This is a genomic window from Geomicrobium sediminis, assembly GCF_016908595.1.
GTDB lineage: Bacteria > Bacillota > Bacilli > Bacillales > Marinococcaceae > Geomicrobium_A > Geomicrobium_A sediminis.
The window spans coordinates 61,025-81,296 of sequence record NZ_JAFBEC010000003.1; the positions used below are offsets into that span (position 1 = coordinate 61,025).

At 42.3% G+C, this 20,272-nt stretch carries 18 protein-coding genes and 1 riboswitch; of the genes, 12 read left to right on the plus strand and 6 right to left on the minus strand.

Going from position 1 to position 20,272, the window contains the following annotated elements:
- Window positions 1-5: 5 nt before the first annotated feature.
- The gene (locus JOD17_RS05795) at window positions 6-944 is read right to left on the minus strand and encodes a hypothetical protein (RefSeq protein WP_204696185.1); all 939 of its coding nucleotides are present in this window, start codon (window positions 942-944) and stop codon (window positions 6-8) included.
- A 661-nt stretch (window positions 945-1,605) separates the two neighbouring features.
- On the opposite strand from JOD17_RS05795, the gene JOD17_RS05800 reads away from it, so the two are divergent.
- The 4 genes from JOD17_RS05800 (at window position 1,606) to JOD17_RS05815 (ending at window position 5,454) form a co-directional block, all read left to right on the plus strand.
- Complete coding sequence (locus JOD17_RS05800) at window positions 1,606-2,280, plus strand: response regulator transcription factor (RefSeq protein ID WP_204696186.1); 675 nt, start codon at window positions 1,606-1,608, stop codon at window positions 2,278-2,280.
- Window positions 2,277-3,635 carry a sensor histidine kinase gene (locus JOD17_RS05805; RefSeq protein ID WP_204696188.1) on the plus strand — a complete coding sequence of 453 codons (1,359 nt, stop codon included), beginning with the start codon at window positions 2,277-2,279 and terminating at the stop codon, window positions 3,633-3,635. Before JOD17_RS05800 ends, JOD17_RS05805 begins: the two co-directional genes overlap by 4 nt.
- A 77-nt stretch (window positions 3,636-3,712) precedes the next feature.
- Complete coding sequence (locus JOD17_RS05810) at window positions 3,713-4,783, plus strand: ABC transporter permease (protein ID WP_204696190.1); 1,071 nt, start codon at window positions 3,713-3,715, stop codon at window positions 4,781-4,783.
- Entirely contained in the window at window positions 4,783-5,454 is a 672-nt protein-coding gene (locus tag JOD17_RS05815) for an ABC transporter ATP-binding protein (protein WP_204696192.1), read from the plus strand. The genes JOD17_RS05810 and JOD17_RS05815 overlap by 1 nt, the downstream gene beginning before the upstream one ends.
- Here JOD17_RS05815 and JOD17_RS05820 read toward each other — a convergent pair.
- The 4 genes from JOD17_RS05820 to JOD17_RS05835 all read right to left on the minus strand — a co-directional run bounded on the left by JOD17_RS05820 (window position 5,426) and on the right by JOD17_RS05835 (window position 9,576).
- Window positions 5,426-5,845, minus strand: coding sequence for a hypothetical protein (locus JOD17_RS05820; protein WP_204696194.1), 420 nt, complete (start codon window positions 5,843-5,845; stop codon window positions 5,426-5,428). The genes JOD17_RS05815 and JOD17_RS05820 overlap by 29 nt on opposite strands.
- Window positions 5,846-5,952: 107 nt before the next feature.
- Window positions 5,953-7,113: an MFS transporter gene (locus JOD17_RS05825; protein ID WP_204696195.1), complete on the minus strand. Its 1,161-nt coding sequence runs from the start codon at window positions 7,111-7,113 to the stop codon at window positions 5,953-5,955.
- Between the two features lie 128 nt (window positions 7,114-7,241).
- Window positions 7,242-8,567 (minus strand): Na+/H+ antiporter family protein, encoded by a 1,326-nt coding sequence (locus JOD17_RS05830; RefSeq protein ID WP_204696196.1) that lies wholly within the window; start codon window positions 8,565-8,567, stop codon window positions 7,242-7,244.
- Window positions 8,568-8,688: 121 nt separating this feature from the next.
- On the minus strand, window positions 8,689-9,576 hold the full coding sequence (locus JOD17_RS05835) for a YitT family protein (protein WP_204696197.1): 888 nt from the start codon (window positions 9,574-9,576) through the stop codon (window positions 8,689-8,691).
- A 126-nt stretch (window positions 9,577-9,702) separates the two neighbouring features.
- Between JOD17_RS05835 and JOD17_RS05840 the strand changes: the two genes are divergently transcribed.
- Both JOD17_RS05840 and cyoE read left to right on the plus strand, forming a co-directional pair.
- Window positions 9,703-10,692, plus strand: a complete 990-nt coding sequence (locus JOD17_RS05840) for a zinc-binding alcohol dehydrogenase family protein (RefSeq protein ID WP_239575282.1) — start codon at window positions 9,703-9,705, stop codon at window positions 10,690-10,692.
- Window positions 10,693-10,934: 242 nt separating this feature from the next.
- Window positions 10,935-11,864 carry a heme o synthase gene (cyoE, locus tag JOD17_RS05845; protein ID WP_239575307.1) on the plus strand — a complete coding sequence of 310 codons (930 nt, stop codon included), beginning with the start codon at window positions 10,935-10,937 and terminating at the stop codon, window positions 11,862-11,864.
- Window positions 11,865-11,911: 47 nt separating this feature from the next.
- On the opposite strand, the gene JOD17_RS05850 is transcribed toward cyoE, so the two are convergent.
- Window positions 11,912-12,358: a GNAT family N-acetyltransferase gene (locus JOD17_RS05850; RefSeq protein ID WP_204696200.1), complete on the minus strand. Its 447-nt coding sequence runs from the start codon at window positions 12,356-12,358 to the stop codon at window positions 11,912-11,914.
- Between the two features lie 223 nt (window positions 12,359-12,581).
- On the opposite strand from JOD17_RS05850, the gene JOD17_RS05855 reads away from it, so the two are divergent.
- From JOD17_RS05855 to JOD17_RS05880, 6 genes are all read left to right on the plus strand, one after another.
- Entirely contained in the window at window positions 12,582-13,538 is a 957-nt protein-coding gene (locus JOD17_RS05855; protein ID WP_204696201.1) for an AAA family ATPase, read from the plus strand.
- Window positions 13,535-14,722, plus strand: coding sequence for a DUF58 domain-containing protein (locus JOD17_RS05860; RefSeq protein WP_204696203.1), 1,188 nt, complete (start codon window positions 13,535-13,537; stop codon window positions 14,720-14,722). The genes JOD17_RS05855 and JOD17_RS05860 overlap by 4 nt, the downstream gene beginning before the upstream one ends.
- Window positions 14,722-16,893, plus strand: coding sequence for a DUF4129 domain-containing transglutaminase family protein (locus JOD17_RS05865; protein ID WP_204696204.1), 2,172 nt, complete (start codon window positions 14,722-14,724; stop codon window positions 16,891-16,893). Before JOD17_RS05860 ends, JOD17_RS05865 begins: the two co-directional genes overlap by 1 nt.
- A 111-nt stretch (window positions 16,894-17,004) precedes the next feature.
- Window positions 17,005-18,549, plus strand: a complete 1,545-nt coding sequence (gene guaA, locus JOD17_RS05870) for a glutamine-hydrolyzing GMP synthase (protein WP_204696207.1) — start codon at window positions 17,005-17,007, stop codon at window positions 18,547-18,549.
- A gap of 60 nt (window positions 18,550-18,609) precedes the next feature.
- Window positions 18,610-19,203, plus strand: a complete 594-nt coding sequence (locus JOD17_RS05875) for a GNAT family N-acetyltransferase (protein WP_204696209.1) — start codon at window positions 18,610-18,612, stop codon at window positions 19,201-19,203.
- 45 nt (window positions 19,204-19,248) lie between these two features.
- Window positions 19,249-19,941, plus strand: a complete 693-nt coding sequence (locus JOD17_RS05880; protein ID WP_204696210.1) for a DsbA family oxidoreductase — start codon at window positions 19,249-19,251, stop codon at window positions 19,939-19,941.
- 134 nt (window positions 19,942-20,075) lie between these two features.
- Window positions 20,076-20,177: riboswitch (purine riboswitch) on the plus strand.
- Window positions 20,178-20,272 lie beyond the last annotated feature (95 nt).

Here is a 20,272-nt window from a genome sequence, read left to right on the forward strand (position 1 = left end):
CTTCCTTAAGCTTCCTTAACGAGTTGTTGATAGCGAGTCTGTACATGGTGCAACTCGCTTTTTTGTTTTTCTTGTTGGGTGAGTACTTGTTCAAGTAGTTGATTAACAGTATTTTCCATATTTTCAACTTGTAGTTTTGATTCGTTAATTCGATTGTGTACCGTAAGATCAACGATAAAGCCATCGAAGAAGTAATCTGCAAAAGTAAGGAAGTTACCAATCTCTAACGAATGATCGGTTAATTCTTCAAGGTCCATAAGCTCTTCTTGAAAATGACGAAGTGCAGTTTGAGCCTTGTGAATATCATGACTCGCATCGTCCATACGTTGGTGTTTTAAACCGGTCGCAATCATTCCTCCAAAGAAAATATCGTACGTCGAGTAATTTCGTGCACTCTGGATCGTATTTAATGCATCTTTAATTGCCGACGCTGCCCTTTTGCCTGCCTCGAACACATCGTCTAACTCATGAAGTTCAGCATACAGCTGTGCTTCTCTCAATTCGAAGTCACTCAATTGTTGGTGTAGTTCAGGATTGTGTTGAATGATCGACAAACGCTTTTCATCAAAAACGTGTTCATAATCTTCTTTTGCATGTTCAATTTGTTGCAATTTGCGTTTGTATTCGTCTATTTCTTTTTCTAAATCTTCGACGGTTCTTACTGCTTCTTTATATTTCAGTTGTGTCGTTAAGACGGATTGTTGTCGTTCATCAATTTCATCAATCTTTTTTCCTACGACTGTGTAGAATAACGTAGAGAATGATAACCGTTCCAGTTGCTCTACTCGTTTCTCTAAGGAATGGAGTTCTTCTAGTAAAGTATTCTTCTTAGCCGTTTCAGTTTGTAAATACTGTTCCGCACGCTTTAAATCTAAGCTCCATTTTTTATATAGATGTTTGTTGTTTTCCGCCTCTATTAAGGCTTTACGTTGAGTTTCAAACATTTTTGACCCTCCGTTTCGTTATTTCCCGGGCAATTACTTTGCTCCTGAACGTCGCCACCGTTTTGATTGTGTATGAACAAAAATCCCGAATAATGTATAAGTAATAAATAAAAACAATGGTAAATAGAAGTGTAAGGATAGGGGTGCTAATAAAAAGAGTGTACTAATTAATATAATGGTAACACTAAAAACCGTATAAAGGTGCGTTTGATAGACCCACATTTATGGGAAAAAGTGAGTGCCAAACATCATACCGATTGCAAACAACAACTGAATTGGTTGTATTATCGCGAAGTAGATGATCACAGGAATGAACAACAATTGAATGCCGCTTAAACTCCTTTGAGGATCGTAAAAGGATTGTTCTTAGGGTGAAAATTAACGAGCAAAAACTTTGCTAGTAAAACGCTATTGAATAGAGATATACCCATGGAAATGCTGAGTCAGGCAAGAACGCTGTACACAGAGCGACAAAAAGCTAATACGGGCTACTGTAAAAAGCATTAATGATCTGCTAAATCATTCATAGCTTCCTCCTCTTACGTAGATTACGAACATTATCCCATAGCTAGAATTACCTCGACAATATCATCTTCAAACTTGCTTTTAAAAACGATTTGTTTTCATAATGGGGAAAAGAAGGACGGAAAGTAGGGATCAGATGACCACGGTTTTACTTGCTGATGATGATGCAAATTTACGAGGGTTTGTTCGAGAGCATTTGCAGCGTGAAGGGTATCATGTTATTGAAGCAAAAGATGGTGTTGAAGCCCTCGAACAAATGGAAACAACACGAATTCAACTTGCAATTGTCGATCTTATGATGCCAAAAATGTCGGGGTACGAGCTTGCTGAGCAACTACGAGAGCATTATGAAATTCCGATACTTATGCTCACAGCAAAAGACCAATTACGAGATAAAGAGCGTGGGTTTGCTGTAGGGACTGATGATTATATGACGAAGCCCTTCGAAGTGAAAGAGTTAGCGTTTCGTATGAAAGCATTATTACGTCGTTATCATAAACCGAATGAACAAGAAATAATTGTTGGAGATTTGGCGATTGACCGCAAAAGTTTTGAAGTTCGTTGTGAAGACCGAACCATGTTTTTGCCATTAAAAGAGTTTGAGCTACTTTCTCAACTAGCTAGTTTTCCAGGCCGTACATTCACGAGGGAAATATTGATAGAGCTTGTTTGGGGGTTTGATTATGAAGGAGACGACCGTACGGTTGATGTACATATAAAGCGATTACGAGAACGTTTTAGCGAAATCAGTAAATTGGTCCACATCAAAACCGTTCGAGGTGTCGGTTATAAGTTGGACGTGCATTCATGAGAAGTTTTTATGTTCGGATGCTCTTGATTACGTTTGCCGTCATGATTTTAAGTAGCCTACTCGCTTTTACTCTAGCAAATGGGTATTACCAGTTCGTATTACAAGAGCAAAATGAAGAAAAAATTGAACAAACTGCACGAGATGTAGCTCAGTTTCTAACGGATTTGCCTAGTACGTATCACGAAGATTACTTGATTCATGTGGGGGAGTTAGGTTATCAAGTCACACTTTTGCAAGAAAGTGGTTTTTCCAGTCACTATGGTACACCTTACCGTGATGCTTCAATTCCGAGTGATGTCATAGCCGAAGTGTTAGAAGGAACGGTATATCGAGGCATCACAGCTCAAGAGTTTGAGTGGTTTGTGACAGGTTTTTTTAACAATGTTGCGACGAACACGATCGGGGTTCCAGTTCAGATTGAAGGAGAAAACTATGCCTTATTTATGCGTCCGGATGTTGAACAAAACCTCGGAGAATTCCGTTCATTTTTAGCGATACTTCTCGTATTAACCCTTTTGTTTAGCTTCCTGTTTATTGCGATTGCAGCGAAGCGGATCGTTAAGCCGGTCGTGTCGTTAACTGAGGCTACAAAGCAAATTTCAGAAGGTGAATTTCACGTAGACTTAAACGTAAGAAGGCAAGATGAGATTGGTCAATTAGCGAAGCATTTCAAATCAATGAGTAAAGAATTAGGTCAACTTGATGCGATGCGACAAGAATTTGTCTCAAATGTATCTCATGAAATTCAATCGCCGTTAGCAACAATTTCGGCTACATCTCATGCGTTACAAGCAAACGATATCTCAGACAAAGAGCGAGTCACTTATAGTGAACTTATTGAAAAAGAAAGCTTGCGACTGTCTTCGCTCAGTAAGCAATTGCTCACATTAGCATCTCTCGACCAAGAAACAGACGTCGTAAACAAAGAAACGATCAATTTAGAAGAGCAGATTAAAGGAGTTGTGCGTTCACTCATTTATCAAGCTCAACAAAAGGATATTTATATTCAGTTAGATACGATGCCGTGTGCGGTTACGGGAGATCCTTTGTTGCTTCATCAAGTTTGGGAGAACCTTATATTTAACGCAATAAAATTCACACCTACCGGTGGCACCATTCACATTACGTTCAAAGATCGTCAAGTGTTGATTCAAGACAATGGAGTGGGCATGACCGAGCATCAAATCAAACGCATTTACGAGCGTTTTTATAAAGTCGATGAGGCGAGAACACACGATCAAAACAGTACGGGATTAGGTTTATCAATCGTTAAGAAGATTGTTGATTTGCATGACGCTGAGATTAACGTGACGAGCACAGTTGGAATCGGTACAACATTTACAATTACGTTTTAAAGTTCATTTTCTGTTCATAATCCACCTTTAACGTTTAGTGTAGCGAAAGCAATCCTAAATGTGAGAAGGTGGATGTTTTGTTTTTAGCATTAAAAGAACTGCGATATGAAAAGACTCGGTATGCACTCGTTGCTGGGATTATGTTTCTCATTTCTTTTCTAGTTTTATTTGTGTCTGGTTTAGCACAAGGGTTGGCGTTTAACAATGCGTCTTCGCTTGAGACGATGAATGTTGATCATTTTGTGCTTGATGAAGAGGCTGAACATCAGCTAACGAGGTCTCTCGTTTCTGATGAAGACCAGCAAGTAATTGAAGATGGAGAGGTTGACGCCACACCTTTTGGTCTTCATATGACGATGCTCATTCGAGAAGAGGCAAGCAACGTTGATGTTGCGATGATGAGTGTTGATTTTAACTCCCCGATTGCTCCAACCATTATTGAAGGTCAGACACCGAGTGAAGGACAAACGCTGATTCATGAATCCATTCAAGAGGAAGGCATTGAGATTGGAGATGTTGTTACGGATAACGCCAGCGACATGGAATTCGAAGTGTCGGGTTTTACAGAAGATCAGACATTTAGCCATGCGCCAATTATGCACGTACATGAAGAGGATTGGCGCGAAATGCGTGATGGAGAGTTTATCGTAAGCACAATTGCCATTCACGGAGGTGAAGAAGAAGCGGCACAAGTTGGAGAGCAACTTACCGATAGTGAAGTCATTACATTGGACGAGGCTCTAGCAGGGATACCAGGCTATAGTGCGGAGCAAGGATCCCTTACGATGATGATCGTCTTTTTGTACATCATCGCTGCGTTTGTACTAGCTGCATTTTTCTATGTAATTACGATTCAAAAATTGAATCAATTCGGCATTATGAAAGCGATCGGATCACCAGTCAGCGTGTTGGCAAAATCCTTGCTCGTACAAGTGATGATTCTTTCAGCTGTCAGTCTAACACTTGCAATCGTTGTAACGTTAGGTGCTTCACAGATTATGCCTGAAGGACTGCCGTTTCAGTTAACAGGTACGATGGTTGCCATTAGTGCAGGGTTATTCCTTTTAACAGCGATTGTGGGCTCGTTATTGTCACTGTATAAAGTCGCAAAAGTTGATGCGTTAGAAGCCATTGGAGGTGCGAAATAATGAACGCAAAATTATCATTACAACATGTGCAAAAGACATTTACAGACGGCGACCGAACGTTGACGGTTCTAAAAGACGTTTCTTTCGACATATTTCCCGGGGAATTTGTTGCGATTGTCGGACCATCCGGTTCAGGTAAAAGCACGATGTTATCCATTGCAGGTGCATTGTTGTCACCATCATCCGGAAAACTTTTACTTGATGGAAAAAACATCGCCGATGCGAGCGAGAAAGAACGACAACTCATTCGACTCCACCAAATCGGCTTTATTTTTCAATCATCACATTTGCTTCCGTATTTAACAGTCAAAGACCAGCTCATGCTCATGACTCGACTGAGTAAGGAGTCAAAAAAAGACGCAGAACAACGAGCCGAACGCTTGTTAACGGAACTCGGACTTCGCCATCGACTTCACCAATATCCAGAACGCTTATCAGGAGGCGAACGACAACGAGTCGCGATTGCCCGTGCATGGATGAATGAACCAGACTTAATACTTGCCGACGAACCAACCGCAAGCCTAGATACAGAACGGGGCCAACACGTCATTGAGCAGCTAGCTCAGCAAGTGAAACAGCAGAAACGAGCCGCAATCATGGTCACTCACGATGAACGAATGCTCGCGTATTGCGACCGCGTCATCACGTTAGAAGACGGCGCAGTGAGTTAGCAAGCGGAGGCTGAATTGTAGCAAGCCGGGGTGTAGTTGTAGCAAGCGGGGGGAAGGGTGTAGCAAGCGGGGGGAAGGGTGTAGCAAGCGGAGGCGCAGGTGTAGCAAGCGGGGACGCAGGTGTAGCAAGCGGGGACGCAGGTGTAGCAAGCGGGGACGCAGGTGTAGCAAGCGGGGACCACGGTGTAGCAAGCGGGGGCGTAGGTGTAGCAAGCGAAGGCGATGGTGTAGCAAGCGGAGGCCAAGGTGTAGCAAGCGGGGGCCACGGTGTAGCAAGCGGGGACGCAGGTGTAGCAAGCGGAGGCCAAGGTGTAGCAAGCAGGGGCGCAGTTGTAGCAAGCGGGGGCCATGGTGTAGCAAGCCGAGCCCATGGTGTAGTAAGCGAAGACACCCAAACAGCCTAAACAGAGTGTCCACCATGAATATGGATCAAAATACCCTTCTTATGCTTTACCGCCATACGAAAAACCGCGGACCTTTAAATGGTCCGCGGTTTACTTAGGATGCTTGTTCTTCTTCAATTGATGGGCGTTTAAAGGAGAAGATCGCAAAGCCGAGTGCGATGATGACGAGGATACTACCGGCGATTGGAGCAGCTTGTACGGAAATGCCGTTAACGACGAGTCCGCCGACGCCTGAACCGATTGCGATCCCGAACTGTAGGGCTGATGTGTTCACGCTTTGTTGGATATCGGATGTGCTTGGTGCGGTTTTAATAAGATATCCTTGTTGAGCTGGTGCAATTGACCAGCTTAGCATTCCCCAGATAACAACGGCAATTGTGAAAAGCACGATTGAGAAGGTTGTAAATGGGATGAACGCAAGAACGAAGAAGAACATGATGATGAAAATAATAACGGTGCGTTCGGGTCCAATACGATCGGTAACCCAACCGCCAATTCCACCACCACTTACTGCAGAAATACCGAAGACGAAAAATGCAACGCTGACCCAGAAGGGCTCGACTTGCATCGTAACGTTTAGGAATTCTGCAAAGTACGCGTAAAACGTGTAGTGTCCGGCTAAGACGAGTAAGGTAACGATGTGTGCTGTTGAGAGCTTTACGTGTCTTAACGAGCGGATTTGTTCTCGTACGGTGCTCACTTGTTCAGGTTTGATAGGATCTAAGAATTTCATAATAACGAGTGCAGCGATGAGTGTCATAAATGCAATGATTAAGAAAAGGATTCGCCAGCCGAATGCTTCGCCGATCAATACACCGAGGGGTACTCCGAGTACGAGTGCTGAACTAACACCCATTGTAATAATGCCGATGGCGCGCGATTTATATTCAGGTTTTACAATTTTTGGTGCAATGGTTAGGGAGAGCACAATAATTAATGATGCGCTCATTGCAGTAATGACTCGAAAGAAAACGAGTATCGCATAATTTGGACTTAGAAATGCCCCAATATTAGCAAAGAAAAAGATCGTTAGGGCAATAAGGTATAAGTATTTCCGTTCATATTTGCTCGTTAATGAGAGTAGAACGGGTCCACTTACGGCAAAAACAAGTGCAAAGATTGTAATTAATTGGCCAGCGGCTCCGACAGAGACACCGAGGTCTTCGGAGATTATTGGAAGAATACCTCCGATGATCAGCTCGACCATTCCTACGACAAATGCTGAAACTGCTAAAACATAGACTTTGAAGTTCATGATGTTCCACCTTCTTCTTTGTAAAGAAATCTAACTGCTCCATTCTACTTTAGTTAAATCAAAACAACAAGTTCGACACACGAAACATAAAAAAACAAGCGACTAATTAAAGTCGCTCGTTAAAAACATTAGAGAATGACTGCAGCAAGCCAGCCGAAGATCACAAGTGGAATATTAAAGTGTAAAAAGGTCGGTACACACGTATCCCAAATGTGATTGTGCTGACCATCTGCGTTTAGACCGGCACTTGGACCGAGTGTACTATCAGATGCAGGAGCACCTGCATCACCAATTGCACCTGCAGTACCAATTAAAGCAAGGGTTGCTAGAGGACTAAAGCCCATTGCTGCACAAATTGGAACGAACAAGGCAGCGATAATCGGTACAGTTGCAAACGACGACCCGATGCCCATCGTAATGAGCAAGCCGATTAAAATCATGACGATTGCGGCTAGACCTTGACTATCACCCATCCAATTGGTCGAGATAGCAACGATTTGTTCGACATGGCCGGTTTCACGGATGACTTCTGCGAAGCCTGATGCCGCAATCATAACAAAACCGATGAAAGCCATCATTTTCATTCCTTCAGTAAGGAGCTCATCTGACTCTTTAAAGCGTACCGAGCGGCTAAAGACGAGCACAATAAGTCCAGCAACACCAGCGAAGATCATGCTGTCATAGAGAACTTGAATGATGACCGTTGCGATCACAGCGACGACCGCACTAATGAGTGAATAAACCGAATACGTTGTTGGCTCTTCATCTTTTTGATTCCCTTCAATTGGGCGGTTTTCGTAGTCTCTAGACTTTCTATAAGAGAAGAACACTGCGACGAGTAAACCGAGAAACATTCCAATTGTTGGGATGAGCATTGCAATAGGCATATCAGATATATTGGCACTCATACCATTCGCTTCGGTATTTTCAACGACAATACTGTGGAAAATTGCACCAAACCCAAACGGCAATAGCATATAAGGTGCCTTTAATCCAAAGGTCATAATCGTTGCAACAGCACGACGGTCAATTGCCAATTCATTAAGAACTTGTAAGATTGGCGGAATTAATATAGGTATAAAGGCAATATGAATAGGAATTGCGTTTTGAGACATACATGAGATTGTAAAGATAATTAAAAAGATCAGCGCTTTCGGCAACGCTTTGGAGCGCGATTCACCCTTCTTACCGACAATTTTAATTGAGATGTCCACAAGTAAGCGGGGCAATCCAGTTTTGGAGAGCGCAACAGCAAAAGCTCCGAGTACAGCATAACTAAGAGCAATGCTGGCACTATCGCCGAGACCATCGGAAAATGTCTCAATAGTCCCTTCAAACCCTAATCCACCAAGTAGTCCACCGACGAGGGCTGCGATGATGAGGGATATAACGACATGGACACGCATTAAGCTCAATACAATCATTAGTAAAACGGCAATAACGACAGCATTCATTGAAATCATCCTCTAAAATACTTTAGTTCGATAAATCACTAATACGATAAAATGTATGCTATCATTGCTCTTTCGTTTTTGTCAATACAAAAAAAGCAGCCGAGGAACTCGGCTGCAACCACTAAACGGAATAATCACTGTTTTCATTTCGAGTCGTGAGATTTAAGCGTCGGCGTTTATGCTTTTTCATTAAGAATGTTCCACCAGACACATCTTTTACGTTATGAACGACGATAAAAGCGTGCTCATCGACTTCCTCGATGATCTTTTTTAAATAAAAAAGACGTGGGGTTTGAATCACGATATAAATCACATCACGTGATTGTTTTGTGTACATTCCGTGTCCAGAGAAGACCGTTGCGCTAGCTGACATTTTTTCGATGACAGCATCTGCGATTTCCTCGGCACGAGGAGAAACAATGTTCACAGCTTTTCTCGTATTGATTCCTTCAAGAATAAAATCTGTCGCTTTTTTTCCGATGAACAAGGCAACAATCGTATACATGGTGAGCAGTGGTCCGATAATAAACATTCCACTCAAAACAATGAGAAGGTCCAACACGAAGTTCGTGGCAGTTAAATCCCATCCGAATCGGTAGTTCAACATTCTTGCAATGATTGAAGTCCCACCCATCGTCGAGCTACCACGAAAGATCAAACCGAAGCCAAAGCCAGTAAGTAATCCAGCGAAAATCGCTGCAATCAACGGATCATCAATCGGTTGGCCAAGGTTTTCTGTAAAGTAAATGAATAATGATAATAACGGAATGTTCAGAATTGAAAGCATGACCATTCGTCTTGGTAACAAGCGATAACCGATCATGAGTAAAATCCCGTTCACAATCAATGTCACTAATGCTGGAGAAAACTCAATCGCATAATAAAGCAGTAAAGATAAACCAGCAACCCCACCTTCAGCCAGTTGATTAGGCATTGAAAGTAAAGTGATGGATAAAGCAAATAAAAACGTTCCAGATGTCATGAGGGCTAAATCTTTAGCGATTCTCATGCAAAACACTTCCTTTCTCTCTCTATTGGAATTGTTGTAGGCGAGATTATCTTAACACTTCCATTGTGACAAATTTCGTACTTTTCCTTAAAATGAAGTGAGAATAACTGGAAAGGTTGTGATGTGTTGAAAGCAGTAGGGTTTTATAAAGGCTCTCAATTACAGGACGTTTCGGTCGAGAATCCAAAGGCGACGGGGCGTAATCTCATAGTCAGTGTTCAGGCAGTATCAGTGAATCCGGTCGATACGAAGCAGTTTGAAGTAGGAACTGAAAGTGAAGAGCATCCGAGAGTTCTTGGATACGATGCATCTGGAATTGTTGAAGAAGTCGGCGAAGAGGTTACATTGTTTGCGCCTGGCGATCATGTCTATTATGCAGGAGATGTGACGAAAGCTGGGACAAACAGTGAATATCATCTTGTTGATGAGCGAATCGTTGGCAAAAAGCCGGAATCATTGTCTTTCGGTGAAGCTGCAGCGATGCCGCTTACGACAATTACAGCATATGAAGGGCTGTTTGATCGTCTGGATATATCAAAAACTATTGAGGACAATAAAGGAAAGCAAATACTAATTGTGGGCGGTGCAGGAGGAGTCGGTTCTATAGCCATCCAACTCGCCAAAACAGCGGGCTTACATGTCGTTGCCACAGCCTCTCGTGCAAAAACGTCAGAATGGGTGAAGCATCTTGGTGCAGATGTTGTTATTAATCATCAGCAACCCTTGGACGAACAATTAAAGAAACATGATGTAGATTACGTTTTTTGTTGTACACATTTAACGACGCATTGGGAAGCCATTTGTGAGGTCGTTGCTCCAGAGGGCAGGATTGTGAGCATTGTATCAGAGGAGAAAGTCGACCTTAATCTGTTAAAGACGAAGAGTGTAACGTTTTGTTATGAATTCATGTTCACACGTGCAATGTATGAAACGGAAACGATGATTAAGCAACACCATCTATTAAATGAGGTAAGTGAGCTCATTGATCAAGGTGAAATTCAACATACGATGACTGAAATTCACTCTCCGCTAAATGCAAAAACAGTCGCTAAAGCACATGAAAAGCTACAATCACAATCGATGATTGGCAAGCTTGTTATCGAGATGAAGAATTGAACAATTTTGTTCAATTCTTCTCTTCACTACTACATAATCTGAATATTTTTCAGGATTGAAATTTAATACTAACGAAGATAAAATAGTTGAAGACGTGTGCCAACATATGCTTACACAGAACGTTCACAAGCTTATTTGTAGAATGACGGTTTTTTTATAGAAATCATGGTAAACTAACGAAAGATACTTAGTCGATAGGAAAGAGGGGGAACATGCGGAGTAATGTAAAAGTCAACAAAACGATGGATAAGACTGCACCTGCGTCAGCGACTGCCTCTCTATCCATACCACGACAACGTACTTCAAAAGTAATCGCTGAAACCGTAAAGACAGGCATCGTTAAGTCGAACTTAATTGCGATGTTTGCCGGTATGGCGCTAGCGCTTTATGCAAATCAATTAAATCCACTAATTATGATTCCTGAAATTGTGCTTGCGACAATTGGTTCAGCTTTTGTCATTGGTGCAGCAGGAACATTTAATAATTTATATGATCGCGACATTGATCGGGTTATGGAGCGGACGAAGAATCGCCCTACCGTTACAGGGGTAATGTCACTGCGAAACGGATTAATTTTCGGTAGCGCACTTGCGATCTTAGGACTTATATCATTATTTATTGCATCACCGCTTGCGGGATTATTCGGTTTCTTAGGCTTGTTTTTGTATGTAATTCCATACACGATGTGGACAAAGCGTCGTACCATTTATAACACTGAAATTGGAAGCTTATCTGGTGCAGTTCCACCGTTAATTGGGTGGGCAGCAATTTCAAGCGATATGATGAGCCCAGGTGTCTTAGGACTCTTTATCGTGATGTTGTTATGGCAGATGCCGCACTTCTATGCGATTGCAATTCGAAAGCATGATGAGTACAAGGCAGCATCTGTACCGATGTTACCTGTCGTTAAAGGATTAAGAAGAACATATTTGCAAACGAACTTTTACTTAGTGTTGCTGATTGCAGCGAGTTTCTTGTTCTTGCCACTAAGTCTAGGAATTGTTCTCGTAGCCCTACTTCTAAGTGGAGCATGGCTCGTACTGAGCATTGTGGGCTATCATAAGATGGATGAGCAGAAATGGGCACGTGTGATGTTCATCTATTCGTTAAATCATATGAGTATTTTATTTGCGACAATTATCTTGTATTGCATTGTTGCAACGGTCTTTTAAACGTTCAAAAAAAGATGAATGGTGAACACCATTCATCTTTTTGGCATCTAATGGCGAACCAAACATTGCAACCACACTCCTGGTTCTGCTTCAGAAATGTAGTCGTGAACAAAGCCAAATCGGCGATACAGATCAATGGCAGGTGTGTTGAGGCTACCGGTTTGAACGTGAATCGGTCCTGATTTACTTGTCGTTAAGATGTGATCAACGAGCCGGCTTGCGACACCTTTTCGAAAGTGTGTCGGTACAACACAGAGCCGAGTGATTTGATAATGCTGTTCCCGTTTTTCATAAGCGATAAACCCGAGTAAGTGGTGATCATAACAACCAATAAACGTTTCTTGGCTCAGCCTAATCGTATCTATGTTATCGTTCAGATAAGGAATTCCATCAAAACCGATAATTTTGGATTCTTCTTTATACGCAGGGCATTGGACGGAAAGGATGTCTTTTGCAGTTGACGTATTCGTATGGTCCAAGCGACAAAGTTGCATGCATGGCCTCCCTATATTGACTCAACTTTAATCATCTTAAAGAGTATTCTAGCATATTTGACTAATGATTATTGCCGGAATCATCAATTAATTCATCTACATCTTATGAATAATACATGTGGATTGCGCACGTCCTAAAGAGTTGGTGAGAAATAACAAAATGCTTACGGACAGTTTAATGATATGATAATAGATATGTACTAGACACGAGGAGGAATTTCGTTTGACTCAACCAAACTTGCAAATACAACAAGTGATTGAAGCAGTAGAACAAGTCGTCATCGGGAAGCGGGAAACGATAAAGCTTGCTGTGATTGCGCTCTTGGCGAAAGGGCATGTATTGATTGAGGACGTACCAGGGGTAGGAAAAACGATGCTCGTGCGTGCGATTTCTAAAGTAACAAATGCTGAGTTTCGTCGAATTCAGTTCACACCGGATTTATTACCATCAGATGTTACGGGTGTTTCAATATACAATCAAGACCAACAAACCTTTGAATTTCGTGCTGGTCCAATCATGGGCAACATTGTGTTAGCAGACGAGATTAATCGATCGTCACCGAAAACACAATCTGCTCTTTTAGAAGCATTAGAAGAAGGAAAAGTGACGATTGACGGAGAGACGCACCAACTTCAAGATCCGTTTTTTGTGATGGCAACGCAAAACCCAATTGAACATGGGGGAACGTATCCTTTGCCTGAGGCGCAGCTGGACCGGTTTCTTTTTAGGATTAAGATGGGCTATCCAACAGAAGCAGATGAGTTGGAGTTGCTTTCAATGATTGAACACGGTCATCCAATTGATCAAGTCCAACCTGTTATTCACGTGGACGATCTCGTCCTCATGCAAAAAGAAGTGCCAGCGGTATATGTAGACGGAGCCGTTAAACAGTACATCGTCTCGCTCGTTCGAGAAACTCGTCAGCTTGAAGGCGTAGAGCTTGGCGTTAGTCCACGAGGTGCTATCGCTCTCATGCGTGCGAGTCAGGCACTTGCTTATGTTGAAGGACGAAGCTACGTGTTGCCAGATGATGTGAAGTATCTTGCACCTCATGTACTTGGTCATCGTCTTGTTATAGATACCGATTTACTTTCTACGCAATCAGAAGATGCAGAGAAGATCGACCGAGTATTGCGTAAAGTGAGTGTGCCTACTGCATCGAAGGATTTTGTACGATGAAACGAAAAGTCGGCTCACTGATAAAGCAGTTGGTGAGAACGCTACTTCTGTTATCAATGATCGTCATCTTGTACAGTTATGCGATGTTTCAAGGAGGATTTATTAGTTGGTTCCTCTTTTATAGTGTAACAACGGTTGTTGTGTTAGGTTTTGTGACTGCGCTTTTTCCACTACGCTTCATATCTGTAGATCGGTCTATTCAAAAGCCGTATCTTGAGAATGGCGATCATGCAACGGTAAAAGTTACGATCACAAAAAACGTACCGATTCCGCTTTGTTACCTTGGAGTGTACGATGCACCTCCCAACTCCATTCGCGTTGAAAGTCATCCAGGTTCGTTTTTCTTTATGCTTTTTAAAAAGGAACAAACGTATAGTTATGTGATTCGTGGTGACAGGCGGGGTATACACACCTTTACAGAAATGGAGCTCGAGACTGGTGACATGATTGGTCTTATTAAACGAAGGCGGATCGTTCGGGTAGACAACGATATTCGCGTTTATCCAAAGCGAGCAAACTTGCCAATCGCATTCTCAAGTCTTCGTAAAGCCATTAAATTGCAAAACGAAGGCAATTCGAGTCGTCGTATGACGTTTAATGAAACGCTAGATTTCTCGCACCTACGAGAATATGCACCAGGCGATCGCTTATCAACCATTGATTGGAAGGTAACCGCAAGACGGGGAGAACTCGCGACTAAAGAATTTGATACTGAAGACCCGAAAGGGTTTACTGTATTGCTCGATTGCCGCGCGGAGACTGATGAGCAGTTTGAGACAGCTGTTGAATGGGCTGCAGGGCTTGTACACCATTCATTTACTGAGAAAGATATTATGAACTTTGCTGCAATCTCATCGACACCACTTGCACTTAACAAGACGTATGAACAAAAACAACTGCGACAAGTGATGAACGTGTTAACGAGTGTCGAGAGAGACGACTTAGATGAGAAAGTACAGCTGCATCGTTCGTTTTCTTTGTTACGTACGATCGTTTACGTTATGCCAACAGTGACTGAGAAAACGACTGCAAAACTAAAACAGTTGGCTGCAAGAGGGTACAAGCTCATCGTTCTTTACGGAGATGACGGGAATAAGGTAGATCGTGTACTCAGACAAGTGGACGTGCATCTACTTGCGATGCCAATTACTAAGAAGGACAAACGTAGGAGGCGAGCTTCATAATGAGTAGAGATACTTCATTGTTCCGCCACCCCCATTTAGCTGTTTTATATGTATTAGGGTTTTTATTACTGGCTGAGTGGTTATTTCCACTTCCGCAGTTTACAGATACAGGTTACGTGCTTGTATTTCTCATGTTGGCAGGTTTCTTCTTTATTCTAAGTGCAATCCCGATGTCTACGTGGTTGCGTTTGCCACTTGTTGTACTCGCAATTTTAGTGAGCTTAGACGTCATTTTCTTTACTGAGACCTTTATGTCAGTGGCTTGGTGGCAGACGTTTATGAGTGAAGCGGTCTCTCAAGGTAATTTGCTTCTAACAGGTGAATGGCAAACGCTATCGCCAATGTTTCGGACGCTACTGTTTATGATTATGCTCATGCTTATGAGTTTCTTGATTTACTATTGGGTGATTTATGTAAAGAGAATCTTATTCTTTTTCGCTTGTTCGGTCATTTACGTAGCAATCTTAGACACATTCACGATGTATGAAGGTTCATGGGCGATGATTCGACTCGTTGTAATCGGTTTTGTACTGCTGGCTTATCTGAAGTTGTCACGGTTAAGCACGGTTTACGCGAACATATCATGGCGTGATTGGACGCGTTGGTCGATTGGAACGACACTTGTCATCTTTGTAGCAGGTAGTGTTGCCTTCTTCGGACCGAAATTCTCACCACAATGGCCAAACCCTGTTCCTTATATACAGGCAGCAGGTGGATTTGGAGAAGGATACTCAACTGAAAATCGCAGAATTGGATACGGTGAGCATGATGACAGACTCGGTGGAGGTTTTGAATTAGACGAATCACCGGTCATGTATGCTGAAGTGGAAGACCCTGGTTATTGGAGAGGCGAGGCCAAGCACATTTATACAGGTCATGGCTGGGAGTCAGAACAGCACGGAGAAGCTGTTGAAGAACAAGGCGAGCTTAACCTGTACGAAGAACAAACAGACGTAGAAGAGAACGAAGCGACACTTCGATATACGCCGTATTTCCAAACACGGGAGCTTATTTTTGCACAAGGTGAATTTTTTGAGGCTACGTCTGCAGAGCAACCGCTAAATTATTATGTGGATGCAATTAGTGGACGTATTGAAATGGGATCAGGCTACGATGAAGAAGTCGGGATGAACCTGTCTTATCGAGAAGCTGAGTTCTCAATTGAACGAATGCAAGAGGTGCCTTTCCAAGAAGGTGATGCAGGTGATCCTGAAGGAATTGAATTAAGGTATCTACAAACACCAGAAGAGTTGCCAGAACGTGTCACTGAATTGGCTGCAGAGATTACTAGTGAAGAAACGGATCGTTATCGTGCAGTTCGAGCAGTAGAAGATCATTTACGTAACGAATACGAGTATGAAACTGAAGATGTCCCGATTCCTGAAGAGGGACAAGATTATGTGGATCAGTTTTTATTTGAGAGTCAATATGGGTATTGCGATAACTTCTCTACGGCAATGGTCGTGATGCTCCGAAGCCAAGATATTCCGGCTCGTTGGGTGAAAGGATTTACACCTGGTGAAGAAGTAGAAGACGGTACGTATCAAATCACAAACGCAAACGCTCATTCATGGGTTGAGGTGTATTTTCCTGAAGTCGGCTGGGTGCCATTTGAGCCTACCCCAGGATTTAACAATGAAGCGAACCATGCTTATACAGACTTAGATCTTTCAGACTCACCTGATTTAGATGATCGTGATGTTCCAGACCCTTTAGAGGATGAACAGCTCGATGAAGGTGATACTAATGAAGAAGAAGAAAGTGCAGCAGTGGGTAGTTCAAATGCTGATGGAGGGCTATCGCCTGTATTAATCGGATTGATCAGTGTGATGCTTTTAGGTGGGATCATCGTTTTCTTCTTGCGAGAGCGTATTATCATTAACTGGATGAAGCGTAAACACCAAGACATACAAAGCACTGAGCAGTTCCAACGAGCGTATTTATCACTCCTGTGGTTACTCAGATTTACTGGATTTAAGCGTAATAAGTACGAGACATTATCAGAATATGCGAATCGGATCGATCAACGGTTGGATAATGAGAATTTCACGCGACTAACCCGTCAGTATGAAGATTTGTATTATGGAAAAGAGCGTTCGTCCATTACAGATGGAACGAACGAGCAATATCACCAACTGTTGCGGGATGTTCACAGTCGGATCGCGAGATAACATTGACCACTACCAAGGTTATTGATAAAATTATGTTCGTATTTTATAAGCGAAACGTCTATCTTTTAGACACGAGACAATGTCTTGATCATAAACTCACGAGGTGCAATGATGAATAAGGAAATAAACGAAACGATTGCAGTGCTCGATTTCGGTGGGCAATACAATCAATTGATTACGCGACGTATTCGCGATTTAGGTGTATACAGTGAACTGTATCCTAATACAGTTACAGCGGAAGAGTTAAAGCAACTCGACTTAAAAGGGATCATCTTCTCAGGTGGACCAAACAGCGCGTACGTGGAAGGCGCTCCAAGTTGTGACCCTGAGATTTATGAATTAGGAGTTCCAATTCTTGGAATTTGTTACGGAATGCAGTTAATGACGCATGATTTTGGCGGGAAGGTTGAAGCTGCTAACCACCGTGAATACGGAAAAGCGACAATGACTGTACAAAATCGTGACGTAAAGATTCATAAAGGATTACCAGAAGAGCAACTCGTTTGGATGAGTCACGGTGACAAAATCGTTGCACCGCCAGAAGGCTTTACCGTTGATGCAACGAGCCCATCTTGCCCGGTAGCTGCAATGAGTAACGTTGAAAAGAACCTTTACGGTGTACAATATCACCCAGAAGTTCGTCACACAGAACACGGCAATGCATTACTCAAAAACTTCGTCTATGAAGTATGTAACGCAAGTGGCGAGTGGTCGATGGAGAACTTCATCGATATGGAAGTTGAGAAAATCAAAAAAGCAGTAGGCGACAAGAAAGTTCTTTGTGCACTAAGTGGCGGGGTTGATTCTTCCGTTACTGCGATGCTCGTTCACCGTGCCATTGGTGATCAACTAACGTGTATGTTTATTGATCACGGTCTTCTTCGTAAGAACGAAGGCGATATGGTTATGGAAATGTTCGAAGGGAAATTCGATATTAAAGTTGTACGCATTGACGCAGCAGATCGCTTCCTCGGGAAATTAAGTGGTGTCAGTGATCCTGAACAAAAGCGTAAAATTATCGGGAATGAGTTTATTTACCTGTTTGAAGAAGAAGCGGACAAGCTAGAGAACATGGACTTCTTAGCACAAGGTACGCTTTACACAGACGTGATTGAAAGTGGTACGGCAACTGCAGAAACGATTAAATCACACCACAATGTTGGTGGCCTTCCAGAAGAGATGCGCCTCGACTTGATTGAACCATTAAACACTCTTTTCAAAGATGAAGTTCGCGCGCTTGGTAAAGAACTCGGCTTACCTGAGAACTTCGTTTGGCGTCAGCCATTCCCAGGACCAGGTCTTGGAATTCGTGTACTTGGAGAAATTACAGAAGAAAAGCTCGAGATTGTACGTGAATCAGATGCAGTTCTTCATGAAGTTTTAAAAGCACACGGTTTAGATAAAGAGATTTGGCAATTCTTCACAGCACTTCCGGACATGAGAAGTGTAGGCGTTATGGGTGACTCTAGAACGTACGATTACACAGTAGGCGTTCGTGCAGTAACGTCCATTGATGGAATGACTTCAGACTGGGCAAGAATCCCGCACCATGTTCTTGAAGAAATTTCAGTTAGAATTGTGAACGAAGTACCAAATGTTAATCGCGTTGTTTATGATATTACGAGTAAGCCACCTGCGACGATTGAGTGGGAATAACGTATAATGGAGATGCCTAAAAATTTTAGGCATCTCTTTTTTGATGAGGGGGGAAGGTACATGTATACGGTTAAGCGGCTCGATCAACTCGATGAGTCTTATAAACAACAAGCAGCGAGCGTGTTGATTCAATCGTTTAAAGAAGATTTTGCAATCTTTAATAAAGATGAGCGTTCTCTTTCAATAGATATTGCCGATAGTTTTAGAAGCGAGCACGTTTACGTTGCGATGAGTGACGAAGAAGTAATAGGGCTCGCGGCCTTCTCAACGAAGCATCGTTATTCGCAAGTGAGTACACTAATACGATCGGTTCGAGCTTTCGGTTTCTTGAAAGGATATTTGTTTGCGAAAGCGATTAAAACAAAGCCAGTGCCGATCGAAAGCGATCAATGTTACATTGAAGACGTCGCAACCTCCCCGAGTCATCGTAAAAAGGGCGTTGCTCATGCGGTTATTACTCACCTCATGCAACATGAACCTTACTCTGAGTTTATTTTAGAAGTATATCAAATAAACAAAGGTGCAATTTCTGTATACGAATCATTAGGGTTTGAGACGTACAGTATGGGCAAAGAGAAGCTATGGTTTATTAATTTAAGTGAAAATCAACGCAAACAATACATGAAACGAAGCGTTCGAGCAAATTCTTTGTAAGAAGGCAACAAATCAATTATCGTAAATGATTAAGGGGGATTTAACATGAATATTGAAGTATGGTCGGACATTGCTTGTCCATTTTGTTATATTGGAAAAAGAAAATTCGAGATGGGCTTAGATCAATTTTCGGATAAAGAGAACGTCAAGGTGACGTACAAAAGCTTCCAACTCCAACCGGATGCAGACGTACACACGACAGAGACGTTAAATGAGCAACTTGAGAAGAAATTCGGGCAAGGACCAGAACAAGTTGCTGCAATGCAACAACAAGTCGTCCAACAAGCGAATGATGTTAACCTTGATTATCACATGGACGATGTAAAACCGACGAACACAGAATCCGCTCATCGCCTCATTCATTACGCTAAAGAACACGGCAAAATGGCTGAGATGAAAGAAGAGTTGCTAAAAGCGTACTTTATCGAAGGGAAGCACGTCGGTGAACACGAACAATTAGCCGCTCTTGCAGAACGAGTGGGACTAAATAAACAAACCGCATTGACGATTCTTGAAAGCGGCGCGTATAAAGAAGCCGTACAACAAGACATCCAAGAAGGCGCTCAACTAGGTGTACAAGGAGTTCCGTTCTTTGTCTTCAACCGTAAGTATGCCGTATCGGGCGCTCAACCACCTGAAGCATTTCTTGAGGTACTAAACAAAGTACGCGATGAAGAAAAAGATCAAGGCCTTAAGGTGATGAATCAAGGCGATGCGTGCACGGATGAATCTTGCTAATTAATTGAACCTCAGCGATGGGGTTCTTTATTTATTTGTGATCAGGACTTAAATACGAACGAATGGTAATTTAGTCATTTTAATGTTCGTATTTTACTTGACTTCAATGATATAGGCTGATAGTATAATTATAGACAAAATCATCAATGATACCTCATATAACAACAAGGATATGGCTTGTAAGTCTCTACCAAGACACCGTAAATGTCTTGACTATGATCGGTATACTTTTGACTTCTTTACTCTTACAAAAGTGATCGGTCGTCTTGCTTTTAGGCAGCGACTTTTTTTATTTTGAGGAAATCAGAACTTACAATCAGGGGGCAAAGAG

Excerpts from the sequence above, each read along its gene's own strand:
- JOD17_RS05795 (WP_204696185.1), bottom strand. The coding sequence starts at position 944 with ATGTTTGAAACTCAACGTAAAGCCTTAATAGAGGCGGAAAACAACAAA.
- JOD17_RS05800 (WP_204696186.1), top strand. The coding sequence starts at position 1,606 with ATGACCACGGTTTTACTTGCTGATGATGATGCAAATTTACGAGGGTTT.
- JOD17_RS05805 (WP_204696188.1), top strand. The coding sequence starts at position 2,277 with ATGAGAAGTTTTTATGTTCGGATGCTCTTGATTACGTTTGCCGTCATG.
- JOD17_RS05815 (WP_204696192.1), top strand. The coding sequence starts at position 4,783 with ATGAACGCAAAATTATCATTACAACATGTGCAAAAGACATTTACAGAC.
- JOD17_RS05825 (WP_204696195.1), bottom strand. The coding sequence starts at position 7,113 with ATGAACTTCAAAGTCTATGTTTTAGCAGTTTCAGCATTTGTCGTAGGA.
- JOD17_RS05830 (WP_204696196.1), bottom strand. The coding sequence starts at position 8,567 with ATGAATGCTGTCGTTATTGCCGTTTTACTAATGATTGTATTGAGCTTA.
- JOD17_RS05835 (WP_204696197.1), bottom strand. The coding sequence starts at position 9,576 with ATGAGAATCGCTAAAGATTTAGCCCTCATGACATCTGGAACGTTTTTA.
- cyoE (WP_239575307.1), top strand. The coding sequence starts at position 10,935 with ATGGATAAGACTGCACCTGCGTCAGCGACTGCCTCTCTATCCATACCA.
- JOD17_RS05850 (WP_204696200.1), bottom strand. The coding sequence starts at position 12,358 with ATGCAACTTTGTCGCTTGGACCATACGAATACGTCAACTGCAAAAGAC.
- JOD17_RS05860 (WP_204696203.1), top strand. The coding sequence starts at position 13,535 with ATGAAACGAAAAGTCGGCTCACTGATAAAGCAGTTGGTGAGAACGCTA.
- JOD17_RS05865 (WP_204696204.1), top strand. The coding sequence starts at position 14,722 with ATGAGTAGAGATACTTCATTGTTCCGCCACCCCCATTTAGCTGTTTTA.
- guaA (WP_204696207.1), top strand. The coding sequence starts at position 17,005 with ATGAATAAGGAAATAAACGAAACGATTGCAGTGCTCGATTTCGGTGGG.
- JOD17_RS05875 (WP_204696209.1), top strand. The coding sequence starts at position 18,610 with ATGTATACGGTTAAGCGGCTCGATCAACTCGATGAGTCTTATAAACAA.
- JOD17_RS05880 (WP_204696210.1), top strand. The coding sequence starts at position 19,249 with ATGAATATTGAAGTATGGTCGGACATTGCTTGTCCATTTTGTTATATT.